General features: G+C 46.7%; 15 protein-coding genes. 7 read left to right on the forward strand and 8 right to left on the reverse strand.

The genetic code is table 11. From position 1 onward, the window contains the following. Positions 1 to 14 precede the first annotated feature (14 nt). The 6 genes from H8K32_RS05355 (at position 15) to H8K32_RS05380 (ending at position 5,377) form a co-directional block, all read left to right on the forward strand. Positions 15 to 539: a hypothetical protein gene (locus H8K32_RS05355; protein ID WP_186911445.1), complete on the forward strand. Its 525-nt coding sequence runs from the start codon at positions 15 to 17 to the stop codon at positions 537 to 539. 593 nt (positions 540 to 1,132) lie between these two features. Further along, a complete protein-coding gene (locus H8K32_RS05360; RefSeq protein WP_186911446.1) occupies positions 1,133 to 2,785 on the forward strand; it encodes a cbb3-type cytochrome c oxidase subunit I in 1,653 nt (550 codons plus the stop codon). Positions 2,786 to 2,797: 12 nt separating this feature from the next. Continuing rightward, positions 2,798 to 3,421, forward strand: a complete 624-nt coding sequence (locus H8K32_RS05365; protein ID WP_186911447.1) for a cbb3-type cytochrome c oxidase subunit II — start codon at positions 2,798 to 2,800, stop codon at positions 3,419 to 3,421. 49 nt (positions 3,422 to 3,470) lie between these two features. After that, positions 3,471 to 4,058, forward strand: a complete 588-nt coding sequence (locus H8K32_RS05370; protein ID WP_222613017.1) for a c-type cytochrome — start codon at positions 3,471 to 3,473, stop codon at positions 4,056 to 4,058. A 21-nt stretch (positions 4,059 to 4,079) separates the two neighbouring features. Then, positions 4,080 to 4,703, forward strand: a complete 624-nt coding sequence (locus H8K32_RS05375; RefSeq protein ID WP_186911448.1) for an SCO family protein — start codon at positions 4,080 to 4,082, stop codon at positions 4,701 to 4,703. A gap of 32 nt (positions 4,704 to 4,735) precedes the next feature. Continuing rightward, positions 4,736 to 5,377 carry a DUF1404 family protein gene (locus H8K32_RS05380; protein WP_186911449.1) on the forward strand — a complete coding sequence of 214 codons (642 nt, stop codon included), beginning with the start codon at positions 4,736 to 4,738 and terminating at the stop codon, positions 5,375 to 5,377. A gap of 52 nt (positions 5,378 to 5,429) precedes the next feature. Here H8K32_RS05380 and H8K32_RS05385 read toward each other — a convergent pair whose 3' ends face one another. Genes H8K32_RS05385 through H8K32_RS20300 form a run of 4 tightly spaced genes read right to left on the reverse strand, consistent with a single transcriptional unit; the run spans position 5,430 to position 10,164 of the window. Then, positions 5,430 to 6,956 carry a TolC family protein gene (locus tag H8K32_RS05385; RefSeq protein WP_186911450.1) on the reverse strand — a complete coding sequence of 509 codons (1,527 nt, stop codon included), beginning with the start codon at positions 6,954 to 6,956 and terminating at the stop codon, positions 5,430 to 5,432. Beyond that, entirely contained in the window at positions 6,943 to 8,913 is a 1,971-nt protein-coding gene (locus H8K32_RS05390; RefSeq protein ID WP_186911451.1) for an FUSC family protein, read from the reverse strand. Before H8K32_RS05390 ends, H8K32_RS05385 begins: the two co-directional genes overlap by 14 nt. Before the next feature lie 49 nt (positions 8,914 to 8,962). Continuing rightward, on the reverse strand, positions 8,963 to 10,009 hold the full coding sequence (gene mdtN, locus H8K32_RS05395; RefSeq protein ID WP_186911452.1) for a multidrug transporter subunit MdtN: 1,047 nt from the start codon (positions 10,007 to 10,009) through the stop codon (positions 8,963 to 8,965). Then, entirely contained in the window at positions 10,006 to 10,164 is a 159-nt protein-coding gene (locus H8K32_RS20300; protein ID WP_246447138.1) for a hypothetical protein, read from the reverse strand. The genes mdtN and H8K32_RS20300 overlap by 4 nt, the downstream gene beginning before the upstream one ends. Between H8K32_RS20300 and H8K32_RS20305 the strand changes: the two genes are divergently transcribed. Further along, a complete protein-coding gene (locus tag H8K32_RS20305; protein WP_246447140.1) occupies positions 10,088 to 10,270 on the forward strand; it encodes a hypothetical protein in 183 nt (60 codons plus the stop codon). The genes H8K32_RS20300 and H8K32_RS20305 overlap by 77 nt on opposite strands. A 187-nt stretch (positions 10,271 to 10,457) precedes the next feature. On the opposite strand, the gene H8K32_RS05405 is transcribed toward H8K32_RS20305, so the two are convergent. The 4 genes from H8K32_RS05405 to H8K32_RS20140 form a co-directional block, all read right to left on the reverse strand. Continuing rightward, on the reverse strand, positions 10,458 to 10,724 hold the full coding sequence (locus H8K32_RS05405; RefSeq protein ID WP_186911454.1) for a YkgJ family cysteine cluster protein: 267 nt from the start codon (positions 10,722 to 10,724) through the stop codon (positions 10,458 to 10,460). A gap of 429 nt (positions 10,725 to 11,153) precedes the next feature. After that, positions 11,154 to 11,828, reverse strand: coding sequence for a hypothetical protein (locus tag H8K32_RS05410; RefSeq protein ID WP_186911455.1), 675 nt, complete (start codon positions 11,826 to 11,828; stop codon positions 11,154 to 11,156). Between the two features lie 256 nt (positions 11,829 to 12,084). Next, positions 12,085 to 12,537 (reverse strand): HAD domain-containing protein, encoded by a 453-nt coding sequence (locus H8K32_RS05415; protein ID WP_186911456.1) that lies wholly within the window; start codon positions 12,535 to 12,537, stop codon positions 12,085 to 12,087. Next, positions 12,534 to 12,950: a hypothetical protein gene (locus tag H8K32_RS20140; protein ID WP_222613018.1), complete on the reverse strand. Its 417-nt coding sequence runs from the start codon at positions 12,948 to 12,950 to the stop codon at positions 12,534 to 12,536. The genes H8K32_RS05415 and H8K32_RS20140 overlap by 4 nt, the downstream gene beginning before the upstream one ends. Positions 12,951 to 13,068 lie beyond the last annotated feature (118 nt).

Raw genomic sequence — 13,068 nt, forward strand, 5'->3', positions numbered from 1 at the left:
ACCAAGGATATGCCATGTATTTATCTTCGACATCCAGCAGCAATTCAAGCCATTCAAGCAATGCAGGTAATGCAGGCAATTTCAGCAATCATCAATTTTTTGAGATGCTTGAAATGAGCGATCTGAGCAAGGCGTATTTTGCCGATTTTGATGAAAGAACCGAAATCGCCGCAAAGACACCGACCCGCATGGGCAGCTATCAATTTACGGTAGTACCGTTTCAGGCGGCAAAGGGAATGTTGATGCAAGTTGAACGTCATGGCCAGCGCATCATTTCAGCACATTTGCCAGCGATGTTTACGAGAGGTGAATTGCTATCAGCCAGTATGCGTGTGCGCGATACCGAATATTTGCTGGTGGCCGCCAACTCGGCATCGAAAATGATTGCCAGTGGCAAACGCTGGCTAGGTATTTTCCGTGCTGATGGAAAAAACGTGTATGCGAATGTTTTTGACCAGCAGATCATGCAGATTCAACCGAACCAGGATGGTATTTCTATGCTGTTTTTGAATGGCGACTTAATGCGGATTAAGTTGTAAGCCAAAAGATTTCAGATGGTCGTGGTTTGCGATCATCAACACTCATTGTCTCCCTGTAGTTTAATGCCGGTCTTTTTCGGATACGTTTGAAAAAACCGGCATTTTTTTTGCTAGCGTGTCACAACGGGCTACACGTTTCAGCTACAAACAAGATTTGAATCATCGATAAGCTCATCATCTCAGATATTCTGTAAATGATGTGAATTGCATCGAATGCGTTCAATAATTTACGCAAGATTCGTATTTGGTTGAAATTTTAACCTGTCATATTTTAGTAATAAAAATACACTTGATTTGCGGATGTTATTTACTTACTATCTGCCGCAAGATGAATATGTTGACTAATACCCTTTAAAGCAATGATGGGTGTTGGATGATCGTGATATGAACTTGATCGTACATGGAAACTTGTCGGCTGATGTGGATCAGGAATGTTCATATTTCTCGATTTGAGGCAGTGCTTCAACCGTTTTTATCAGTTCGCTTTCCATACTTTATTTCGACTTTTTTCGCCGAGTTTTACGAAAGCGACTTGCGCCATCGCGTCCTTTCTCTACAGCAGAGTACGACAAACATTTCAAAGGGGCGTTTGTATGAATACCATGGCTATCTTGCTTTCAGCATTTGTGATCGCCGTTATCGGCTTAATGTTTTTTATCTGGACCCAAAGACGAGAACTCATCAGCACGAATCGTGAAGCAGCAGAGTCTATCTTTGGTGCCGGAGAAATCGGCGCAATCGAAGATCCTGCGTCTACCCGGACTTCGCGAGCAGCAATGCAAGAGGAAAGACAGTCTGATGGGATCGTTTCGAAAGTCGATCCAAAAGAGATAGAAGAACGCATTGATGCTGATCGCTCAAGTGCGTCAGTCGCATTGCTGATGATGAGTTTCGCAGCGGCCTGGTTGCTGGCAGGCTCTTTTTTTGGATTAATCAGCTCAATAAAATTGAATGCCCCGGATTGGCTGAGTGGTGCGCTTTGGTTGACGTTTGGCGTTACCCGCACATTGCACCTCAACATTGTGGCTTACGGATGGGCGCCTATGGCTTGCCTCGGTTGTACTATCTGGATGTTGCCGCGTTTGCTGAAGACCACATTGATAGGCTCGGGTTATGCAATGCTTGGCGCGTGTGTATGGAATCTTTCTTTGTTGCTTGGTTTGATAGGCATCGCAAATGGATATAACACGGGATTAGAGTGGTTAGAAATACCAACACCGATCGCATTAGGTATCGTTGTTGGCGGCGCATTAATTGCAATGCCACTCGTGTTTACGCTAGCGAACCGTAAGGCGACCCATTTGTATGTCTCTGTGTGGTACATCAGCGCAGCGTTGTTCTGGTTTCCAGTTCTGTTATTGGCCGCTAAGTTACCCATTCATTTTGGAATAGAACAGGCGACGATGAACTGGTGGTTCGGCCACAATGTGCTGGGGCTTTTTTATACGCCATTGTCTTTGGCATGCATTTATTATTTGCTGCCAAAAATTATCGGGCGTCCGGTCGAGAATTACAATCTTTCTTTGGTCGGTTTCTGGACACTTGCTTTTTTTTATGGACAGGTTGGTGGGCATCATCTGATCGGCAGTCCGGTTCCTGGCTGGCTGATTAATTTGTCGATCGTCCAAAGTGTGATGATGATCGTTCCGGTTGCTGCCTTTACGATTAATCAGCATTTGACAATGAGGGGACATTTTCGCCTTTTGGTCCATTCACCAACGCTACGCTTTATCGTGTTCGGCGGCATGATGTATACGCTCAGTTCTGTCCATGGTTCGATGGAGGCGCTACGCTCGATTAATACCATCACGCATTTCACACACTTTACCGTTGCCCATGCCCATCTGGGATTGTACGGTTTCGTGACGATGGTAATGTTTGGGGCGTTTTATTTCATCATGCCGCGTATACGTGGTTACGAATGGCCTTTTCCTAAATTGATTGCGCTGCATTTTTGGTTGGTTGTGTTAGGTTTTGCTTTGTATTTCATCGCCTTATCGTGGGCTGGATTTTTACAAGGCATGATGATGCTGGATGCAAGCCGTCCATTTATTGATTCAGTCGTTGTTACGCAGGTCGGATTGATAGGTCGCTCTATCGGCGGTGCTGTCATGACGCTGGGTCACATTGTATTTGTTGGTCACTTCTTGCTCATGCTTCTGCACCGTGGACCGCAGCGCGATCAGGCTGCTCTGCTTTGGAGAGATTACATGCCAACTCACGCCGTAGTAACGACCTCGAATTAAGAAGATAACGATATGAATAATGAAATCAAACTTCTTTTCGGCAGCTCGTTTATGTTGAGCATCGCCGTCTCCGCCTTGGTTGTATTGCCATTCACTGAATTTAGCAAAATCGAGGCACCAAAGGGATTGCGTCAGTACACCCAACAGGAATTGCGTGGACGTCAGGTATATATAGAAAATGAATGTATGGCCTGTCATTCGCAACAACCGCGTAGTCGTAGCCAGGCACCGGATTTCGAACGGGGTTGGGGGCGAGCACCTGTCGCCGCTGACTATTACTACGATAAGCCTGTGCTGTTGGGAACGATGCGTACCGGTCCGGATTTGTTTAATATTGCGGCCCGTCAACCAAGCCAGGATTGGCAACTTGGTCATTTGTATCAACCGCGCGCATATGCAGCGGAAAGTATCATGCCTAATTTTCAGCATTTATTTGTGCTGAAGGAACATGCTGAGACGCACGATAAAATAGTCAATTTACCGCCAGCCTATGCGCCACGACAAGGCGTCGTAGTAGCTGGTCAGCAAGCATTGGATTTAGTCGCCTATCTGATGGCACTTGACCATACGTATCCGGTTGATGATGCGCCAACAATTGGTCAAATACCAGCCAGTTTGCCGTCGGCGTCAAAATAGAGATTCCGGTATTTCGATCTTCGTATCCTCATAATTACTGATAACGACCATGACCTCTATAAAACCGGATGCTGCTCAGCAACGTGAAAATGCTGATCCTGATGAACAAGTTAAACCAGTTCCTTTTGTACTGCTGTTTTTGATTGCGGGTTTATTTACCTGGGCAATCGTTTATCTTGCAACGAGCGACCTGAGCGGCAATCAGAATTGGGGAGATTCTCGCACTGCAGCTGATTTTGCAGCGCCAGTTGCGACGACGAAGGTTGATGGTGCGGCTTTATTTAGCGCGAACTGTGTCGCCTGTCACCAGGCGAATGGGAATGGTATCGCGGGTGTATTTCCTCCCTTGGCTGAATCTGATTGGATCGTTGCAAAAGAAGACGCGGCGATCCAAATTCTGATCCATGGAATTGATGGCAAGCTGACAGTGAAGGGCGTTGAATATCATGGTCAGATGCCCCATTTCGGCGCCAAATTCAATGACGATGAAATCGCGGCGGTGTTGACGTATGTGCGATCAAATTTTGGCAATCATGCGCCTGCTGTCAATGCTGCCAGTGTGAAGGCAGGGCGCGAGCATAGTGCCGGCCGCGACAAAGCCTGGGCTGGCGATATTGACCTTGCAGCGTTTAAATAGCGCCTGACCGAATTACATCCTATGTTACGCACGGTCTTGATTTGCGGTTCAATTTTACTGTTCGCTGTCATTGTCGCCGCACATCTGACCTTAAATTTCTCCGCATGGACTTCAGAGGACGTGCGTCGTCAACGTATTGCGACGACTCCACTTGAACTGCCAGAATTTGATTTGTTTGATGCTCAGGGTGAGCAATATCGATTTAAAAAAAATATTCAGCAAAGCGGTAAGTATGTTTTGCTCGGCTTTATTTACACCCGTTGCGCGACTGTCTGTACTCAGCTTGGCAATGAATTTCAGCAGCTACAGCGCGAGATTATTTTACGCAACTTGGGTGATCGGGTGAGCTTGTTGAGTATTAGTTTTGACCCGACCAACGATACCCCCTTGGCGCTGCAGAATTATGCAAAGCGGATGAATGCTGATTCTAAGATATGGCGTTTCGCATCGGTTAAAGATCAGCGTGAGTTGCAGACATTGTTAAAGAGCGTAGGCATCGTCGTGATACCAGATGGCTTTGGTGGTTGGACGCATAATGCAGCGATTCAGGTTGTGCGCTCAGACGGAAACTTGATACGCATCTTTGATGTGACTGATATTGGGCATGCTTTGGCGCTGATCGCTGACAGTTCACTGCAGCCATGATGCACCTTTTGACAAATAACGCCAGGTTATCAATGCTTTATTCTTCTATCGCAGCATTGCGTGCGTCAGTGACGGTTACGACTATCCGGCGTTATCGGCTGGCATTATTGTGGGCTATCTATTTTGGTGTTCTTTTTGGTTCGCGCCACTTCATCGAGCTCAAGATGGTGCGTCACATGGTATGGCAATTCCCTGCATTAATGATCGGTGGTTTCAGGTTAGGAAAATATCTCCCCGCTTGCTGGCGTCTTAACTTTGAGCGCTATGATCAACTTGGTCTCAGTGGTATGGTTTTATTTATGGCGACGACTTCGATCTGGATGATTCCACTTGTAATTGATCTGGCAGTTCAAATTCCATTTATTGACGCGATAAAATTTATTTCGCTGTGGCTGACAGGACTTGTATTGTCGCAATCATGGCAACGTGCAGGAGACGCAGTTCAGGCTTTCTTTCTGATAAGCTGGGCGATGATGGTAGTCACCATTGGCATGCTGTATCAGGAGACGGACATTCGTTTGTGTAGTAGTTACCTGACGAACGAACAGGCCGATACAGGAACCGGCTTGATTATTATAGCGTCCATGTTGGTCGTTATATGGTTCTTCAGATTATTTCACCGATTACATCAACAGGAGAGATCTGCAGTGGTAGCAAAAGAAGGCCGGGGTTGACCTTTTATTTTGACGCGGGCACTTGATCCTGAGAGGCTGGTTTTCGAAATAACTATTTTGGTGCTGCACCTAAACTTCCAGTGGAAAGCGCCAACGTTGCCGCAGTTGCCAGCGTCTTGTTATAACTATCGGATAAAGTATTTTTAGCCTGTAACAACTGTGTTTCTGCGAGTGTCAGTTCGGTGATAGAGCCAACCCCACTGCGATAGGCTGCCAAAGCAGCCTCAAAGGTCGTCTGCGTTGCATCCAGTAAGGCTTGCGCTGCAATATAAGAGGTCATGCTCGTGTGCAATGCGTTGCGATTGACGATGATCTGGCGTACCGCGTCTTCGCGTACTTTGGTCAGACGCAGGTCGGCATTTTCTGCCTCAATGCGGGCTTTGGCTAATGTCGTATTGCGCATCCCACCATCGTACAAAGGCATACTAACGCCAACGAACACCGTACCGCTACGGCGCGACCCCGATAGATCAACGGTAGGCGCTTGGGCACCGAGGCCAGGCAACGCGGTGACACTAACACCACCCGAGCTTTGCGCCAGTGAGGCGGCAACGAATACCTTGGGTTTAAATTCTGCTTCCTGAGACCGGATATTCGCCTGACTTGCCTGTTGCGCCGCATACGCACTCAGAACGTCAGGACGACGCGCGAGTGCATCAGTTAATACTTTTTCTACCGGCGTTAGCATCGCTGGTGATAACTCTCGCCCAGAAACGTCCGCGATGTTGAGCTTCGTTAACGGTGAGATTCCCATTGCAGAAAGTAGCGTCACATAAGCATCTTCTAAGGCACCGTCGGCCTGCACCTTGATCAGATTCGCCTGGGCACTGGCTTGCCGTGCCTGTGCCACTTCGATGACGGTACCGATGCCATGCTTATAGCGATCCTCCGCCGCTGCTTGAATGGCCTTGATATTTTCTAGTGATTTGGCGGCAGTTTTGACGTGTTCGCTGGCGCTGGCATGCGCATAAAACGCCATCGTGACGGCGTAGATGAGTTGTTGGTGTGCGGCAGTAAAAGCGATGTTAGAAATGATGGATGCTTGTCTGGTCGTTTCTACGATCGCGTCACGTTTGCCAAAGTCGAATAGCAACCATTCCAGCGACAGCGCAGCCACAGCGCCGGAAACAGTATCATTGCTATTGAGATCAAACCCGTAGGCAGTTTTTGTGCTGCTACTTGAACGATACGCGCCGACAGCCAGTCCATTGATTTTGGGCAGATACGTGCTGCGTGCCAGATCAACCGCCAACGCGGCCTGCCGTGCATCATTCCAGGCAAAGCGTGTTAATGGATTATTGGATTCAGCGAGATCCACTAAATCTGCTAAGGAATAGGATTTGTCGTGATCGACTTCTGCCGCCAGTGGCAACACACCCAGTGCTTTATTCGGTGGTAGCGTGTAGTCGAGCGATCGCACTGGCAGATCGCTTGTAGAGGCGAATTGTCCATCGTTATTACCACCAGAGCTCCACGGACGATCTGGTCGTTCCGGCGCCAGATCATTTCCAGATGCACCATAGCTGCTCAGACAAAACGACGCTAACGCGAGGCCGATTGCTACATTACGCTGACGCATATTCTTTCATCCTATTATCTTGTGCAAATCGTTGCGCATTGCTGATTTCGAGATCACGCATATGTATTTCAAGCAGATCATGAGTCGTCAATGCAGAGGCATTGATGACATGTCTTATGTTTTCATTTGGATTGGGGCTTGCTATTGCTGTACTCATCTCAGACAGACGCTGCAATCGCGATCTGATATCGGAGGGCATGCCAGCATTTCGCTTTATGCTGATGAGCAAACAGCCCATCAGCAAGGCAATTTGATGCGCGGTTTGTTGCCTTGCATCGATCCAATCGGATGCGGGTCGTATCGATTCAGGTTCAAATCGTAACACTTCCAGATCGCGTTCTATATTGCTCAACGCGGCTCTTGCTGCACTCATTTTCTGATCTATCGCAGTACTTGTATTGTCGAACCGTAGCTCACCCATTTGCTTGATGATGGCATCGAGTGCAGCATCGACGCGGGCCGCGATGGTGGTTGGCCATATGTAGGTATACACCAGATGTACCACCAGATTTCCAAATAAAATGCCGATCACGCGATCACGTATGCTCACCATGTTGAATGAAGGTGAATCACCTTGTATCACGCACATAAAAAAGGCAAAAGCAATCTGCAAACCGGCATACGATATTTTTGTATGTCCTCCAGCGACCCAGGCTGACAACAGTGCGCCCAAAAATACGACCACTAATTGACTACTAATTGCATTGATGTCTGGCATGATAAATAAAATTGCAGAAAAACCCGCAATCGCACCGACCAAACAACCCAAAACCCTAAGCCGCAATTTTTCTAAGGTTTCGCCAGTGGTGCCTAGTGCCACCACGTAGCAGGTGATCAGACAAGTATGAATTCCAGGCCAACTCAAAGCTGAATAAATCAGATAGCAAGCCATGGCAGCGCCAGTGGTTTTGAGTGCATAACGAACATGTTCCGCATTGCTAAATGCATCGGTAACAAAGAAACCCGACTTAACGGGAGCCGCGTGGGTTTCTGATTTTTCTAATGTGAGGTGAGCATGGTCAGAGCTAGTCAGATGGTTTAATGCAGCGCTCAGCTCTTTGATAATATCCTGTCCACAAGGCGACAGTGGCGTTTTAGCTGGTCTGATATCAGCATGAAATTCGTCAGGAAATTCTCCTGCATTAATCGTTGAAGCAACGGCATTCAGTGCTTGCGAAAAATATTCTTTCATCGAGTCAGGCAACAGATCAGGATTATTTTTTCTGATCAAATCAACGATCAATAGTAGTGGCGTTATTGATACTGTGAGGTGATTGAGTCGGGCGATGTCTTCAGCAGGGGAGGTTTTTTCAAGACTGGCAAATTTCAGATATTTGCTGACGCCTTCCGTTCCTTCGCGGACAATTTGCTCGAATTCGTGTGCCTTGTCGTGACCAGAGCGCAGTACCGCTGCCGCTAACATCAAACGTTGGGCGAGTGCTTTTTCTGCCAAACGGCGTGGCGCGGGACCGATGAGTAAATTGACGATAATACAGATGACTGCCGGAATACCTGCAATCAACCATGCGTACAATAAAGCACGCGTCGCCAGCTCACCAATTTGTACATGGCCAATCAAATCCAGCGAATACACAATGACCAATGCCAGAGTGGCACCAACGGGGCGTAACTTGCTGGCTGAGGTGGCGAACAACATGAAGAAAGAAATGAGCGCCATACTAGCGACGCGTAATATGGGTTCATCAATGACCACCATGGTGATCAGAAACACGATACCTATCACAAGTGAAATCAGTACGAGTATGGCGATACTTTGTATGATGCTGCCAACCCGATCAGGTTTAAGTAAAAAGAACACCAGATAAACCGTCAGCGCAGCTTCGGGTGTTTGATAATACTCGACGGCAAACGTTGTGAACACACAAATGAGCGCTGCCCTGATGGCGAATTCCAGCCTGCCGGGAAAAGGTCTGAGCAGGTGGTGTAAATTCAGCATAGTTCAGCGCTCAGATTGAAGAACCGTATGAGAAATAGTGAGCCCATGCTCATTTGCAAGCTGCACCGCGCTTCACTTCAGCAATGGCACTAGCGCCGAGACGTGTGACTTGTGCAGGGGGATTTTCTAATTTGATCCGTACCGGAAAGCGTTGAGCGACCCTCACCCAATTCAATGAACGTTCGACGTAAGGGACTGAGCGCGGCAAGACGATATGACCGGTATCCATGACGCCCCAACCTATACCCTGAACTACGCCTTTGATTGGTAGTTCGCGATCTATCATGGAATACACAGTGACACAATTTCCGGGGGCGATATGTTGCAGGTCAATTTCTCTGAAGTTCGCAATCGCAAACCATTCTTCTGTATTAATCAGCGTGAACAAACTTTGTAAAGGAGCCAGCATCTCGCCAGGTGATGCACTTAAACCGACAACTCTACCAGCAGTTTTGGCGCGGACTGTGGTGTCTTCCAACGCCCGTTGCGCAATCGCTAATGCGGCCTCACGTGCATGCACGGCAGCTTCGGCACTGGCGGTGGTGTCGATCGCTTGGGCGGCGGCAGATTCTTGTTCTTTGGCTTGTTGCAACGAAGTTTCTGCGTCGCGCTCGGCAACCTGTGCCTGATCCAATTGCTGTTGCGGCACATAACCTTTTGCTGCCAGTGGACGCAATCGTTCGACAGTGCGGTTAGCTAAAGCCAGATTGGTGTTGCTACGATGGGTTTGTTTTGCCGCCACTTTGGCACTGGATTGCTGGACTGCCAGTGCGCGTTTTTTGGTTTCTAAAGTGGCTTGAGCCAACTCCAGATCCGCTTGCGCTTGCGCCACTGCCAGACGATACGGAACCGGGTCGATCTGGTACAAAATATCACCCGGATGGACTGCTTGATTCTCGGTCACAGACAGAGAAGCGAGGCGGCCACCGACGGGGGCGGCAACATGTGTGACATCCGCGTCAATTGAAGCATCGTCGGTAGAGGGGGACTGTGACCGTTGGTGCCAGACATACATGGCTAACATGATAGCGATGGCGATGATGGTCAATGAAATCAGTTTGCCAGTCAGGCCTTTTTTGGGGGAGTTTGTTTTCATTGTCCGAACCATGTTATCCAAATGAGTAAGGCGCCAATCAATCCGATTGCGGAGCAAACGAAAAGTTGAAATGGCAATATGGTCGAGAGTTTTAAAGCGATCATCGCAATTCTGGCGACGATTGCGATCACTATCCCTATGATGGCACATACCAACCACGCAGGAAAGAAGGTGCCAAATAAGGTGAAAGAAGGGGAGGCGGGATGCGCACATGCGCTTAGGCTCAACGCCAGCAGAGGGCTCACTAATCCACCCGGGTAGCCTCTCAATTTTGTCACATTTTGCATTTCAAAAATTTTCTATGTAAAGATGAGGCTTGGGCTACTACTGAGAGTTTTTTACCTTTGTCAGCGGCGCGATTTTATTCTATCGATAACACTTGTGTCAAAGGCAATTTTTCCACCATGCTTCATTTTTTTATGGAATGCAATGCACCTGGGATATGAACTTATTCAATTTGACGAGGCGCGGTGAGTTTTTCTAAATCGCTGAGCCAGAGGATGGCTTGTTCGCGGTCTGAGCCGCACATCTCCTCGGATGCTTGCAGTCCAGCGCAAAACGCCGGACGTTCTGTCTTTCCAAATATCATGCAGCGATTATCTTCGCTCAGTTGTATGCAGCGTACGCCGGCCGGCTTGCCGTCTGGCATGCCGGGAATGGGGCTTGTTATGGAGGGAGCGATGCAACATGCACCGCAATGGTCACGACATTTCATTGAGCGATTGTTTGGTTTTCTAAAGTGAGCAGATTTTAATCGACTTGTCGCTGATACGATATTGTCTTCGGTCCGATTCTTGCAGATGCTGTTAAATAGAAATCAAGCCTTTTTCTGCATTTGATGCCTTAAATTTAGCATTTCATCGCATTCTGATGGCGATTTCTGCTCGCTTATCCGATGATGCGAAGCACTTGTTTCGTCCTAATAGAATCTTGAATGAACTTTCTTTTAAATCAATTAGTTATGTTATCTTTTGCGATTTTTTAGTGTAGGATATTCTTTGAATAGTCTGATAAATTTATGTTTGCAAAACTATTTTCGATAATATATTCTTGAACAATAGAGTTATCAGTTTTTCTAGGGTACATGTCGAGCGTGGTCAGATCAGATATGAGCCAGACTTTATCATTAAAGAGCGACTATTCTTCATCTTATTCGATGCACGTGAAATTCATTCAAACCACGATGCTCATTTTCACTCTCCCAATCGCACCTTGTATAACGATATCCCGAAAATAAATCTTGCAGGGAGACTTCACGTTTAATCAAGCGCTTTATCACCGAGGCTAGCAAGATTACGTCGTCTTCATGATGAATCTCCATCGGAATACATGCAAAAACAATTCGTGATTTATTAGTCCATTTTATATCGAAACTTGGCAGTACTGTAAATTCGGTTGACGCTTCTATGTCACGTTTTACTTTCTTCAACCTGACCACATAATCATCATCAGGTAAGACATTATATTCAAACCCTTTCACCTTCTTGCGCGAACGCCCAAGTTTTTTATAAATTGGCTTTTGTATTGCTTCTATATTCGCATTACGTTTCGCAAACTCAAGATCGTTCTTCAAGACCATGTCGATCGCCTCGGCTTCAATGAAATCTCTGAATGCTTGTCGAGGATGAGACCAAGCAACGGAAACTCGATAGTCATTGATGATGAATCCAAAATCATCCCACCATGACAATGGACTTTGTTGCTGATCTGGATAAACGTGACGTATCAAGATTCCATTCTTATAACAAGTCTGCAAGCAGTTATTCTTATGTGCAAGTTTTGCATGTTTGATTTTTTGCTCGAATTGCTGAGTCTTCATATCTATTACCCTCGGCTCTTTCCGTTACTATTTAAATAGAAGAACATCTACAAAACGTGGCCAATCACAATCATCTTTTCCCCGAATTCTTTGCCAGCATTTCATTGCATACTAACCAATCTTTGGGTCTGGGCTTGAGCACTCCAGATAATCATTTTGACTCTACGCCAATTGTTGGAAATAACGACTGATACACTAAAGGAGTCTTCGTTTTAGTTCTCAGTCAGGTCTAACATCTCGCAAACCAATACTCTATTCAAATCCCGACAGCGAGTAATTTTTGACGCAATCGTAGTTCAGAATCATCGTCAAACCCAACTAATGAATTTGTCTTCACTAGGTTTGGCAAAAATGGCTTGAACAAGAAAGCCTTATCATCTATCGCTAGCCAAGATATCCATGGTTCCTCAGATCCACGCAGCCACGCTTCAACTTCAGTCTGGCGTTGGTAACCTACGACTTCAAGAAGATCAGGAAAGTCTCTCCAACTCGGCGTCATGCCAATGATCCGGCTTGAAATGTCTGCCGAGAAAAAAAACTGTATTTCTGACAGACTACGCGTTTCTCGCCATGTACTACTAATCACCACTCGCACTTTTGGAAAATCCCGTAAAACGTTTTCTAGTCGAGGTAGGTGGCAAAAAAATGATTGTTTGTCATAACATGGCTCTGGATGCAGAACCCCATCAAAGTCCAAAAACAATATCATTCGGTTTGCGCTCCTTTCTTCTCATCTAAGCGCTCTAAAACGAGTACAGATGGCTCGCGCACTTTCACATTCAGCACATCACCTTCATGCCATCCCAACGCAGCAAGTAATTCATCAGGAATTTCTATCATTCCATCACCGGTTCCATCTCCAGCATCAACAATCGTTGTAGTGAACTTAATCGATCCGCCTCGACTAGCGTTCGTTGATTCAATGTGCTTCAACAAGATCGAAAGTAGCGCATCGTTTTCCTCTGGCAACATCAACCAAGTCGCACAGATAGACTCAGAATACTCTGTCCATGCTCTAATCAGATCAGACTCGGCCACAATATAGCCTGCATCTTGAGCGCAACGGAGCATTCGTTCAACATCCATCCTATATTGCTCTTCAAAACTGATACTCTTACTCATACCTATCTCCAATACGAAAGTTGTACATGCAGAGCAATTGCTTCAAATTCTTAGTCTCTCCTGGACAAACATCATTTATAGTCGCACGGAAAAATATGCTATTTCACAGCCAACAACT

Origin of the sequence: Cognatundibacterium jejuense (assembly GCF_014284255.1) — a bacterium.
Taxonomy (GTDB): Bacteria; Pseudomonadota; Gammaproteobacteria; order Burkholderiales; family Burkholderiaceae_D; genus Undibacterium; species Undibacterium jejuense.

Bases quoted from the DNA above. Each gene is read 5' to 3' on its own strand.
- H8K32_RS05355 (WP_186911445.1), top strand. From the start codon at position 15: ATGTATTTATCTTCGACATCCAGCAGCAATTCAAGCCATTCAAGCAAT.
- H8K32_RS05360 (WP_186911446.1), top strand. From the start codon at position 1,133: ATGAATACCATGGCTATCTTGCTTTCAGCATTTGTGATCGCCGTTATC.
- H8K32_RS05365 (WP_186911447.1), top strand. From the start codon at position 2,798: ATGAATAATGAAATCAAACTTCTTTTCGGCAGCTCGTTTATGTTGAGC.
- H8K32_RS05370 (WP_222613017.1), top strand. From the start codon at position 3,471: ATGACCTCTATAAAACCGGATGCTGCTCAGCAACGTGAAAATGCTGAT.
- H8K32_RS05375 (WP_186911448.1), top strand. From the start codon at position 4,080: ATGTTACGCACGGTCTTGATTTGCGGTTCAATTTTACTGTTCGCTGTC.
- H8K32_RS05380 (WP_186911449.1), top strand. From the start codon at position 4,736: ATGCTTTATTCTTCTATCGCAGCATTGCGTGCGTCAGTGACGGTTACG.
- H8K32_RS05385 (WP_186911450.1), bottom strand. From the start codon at position 6,956: ATGCGTCAGCGTAATGTAGCAATCGGCCTCGCGTTAGCGTCGTTTTGT.
- H8K32_RS05390 (WP_186911451.1), bottom strand. From the start codon at position 8,913: ATGCTGAATTTACACCACCTGCTCAGACCTTTTCCCGGCAGGCTGGAA.
- mdtN (WP_186911452.1), bottom strand. From the start codon at position 10,009: ATGAAAACAAACTCCCCCAAAAAAGGCCTGACTGGCAAACTGATTTCA.
- H8K32_RS20305 (WP_246447140.1), top strand. From the start codon at position 10,088: ATGGTCGAGAGTTTTAAAGCGATCATCGCAATTCTGGCGACGATTGCG.
- H8K32_RS05405 (WP_186911454.1), bottom strand. From the start codon at position 10,724: ATGAAATGTCGTGACCATTGCGGTGCATGTTGCATCGCTCCCTCCATA.
- H8K32_RS05410 (WP_186911455.1), bottom strand. From the start codon at position 11,828: ATGAAGACTCAGCAATTCGAGCAAAAAATCAAACATGCAAAACTTGCA.
- H8K32_RS05415 (WP_186911456.1), bottom strand. From the start codon at position 12,537: ATGATATTGTTTTTGGACTTTGATGGGGTTCTGCATCCAGAGCCATGT.
- H8K32_RS20140 (WP_222613018.1), bottom strand. From the start codon at position 12,950: ATGAGTAAGAGTATCAGTTTTGAAGAGCAATATAGGATGGATGTTGAA.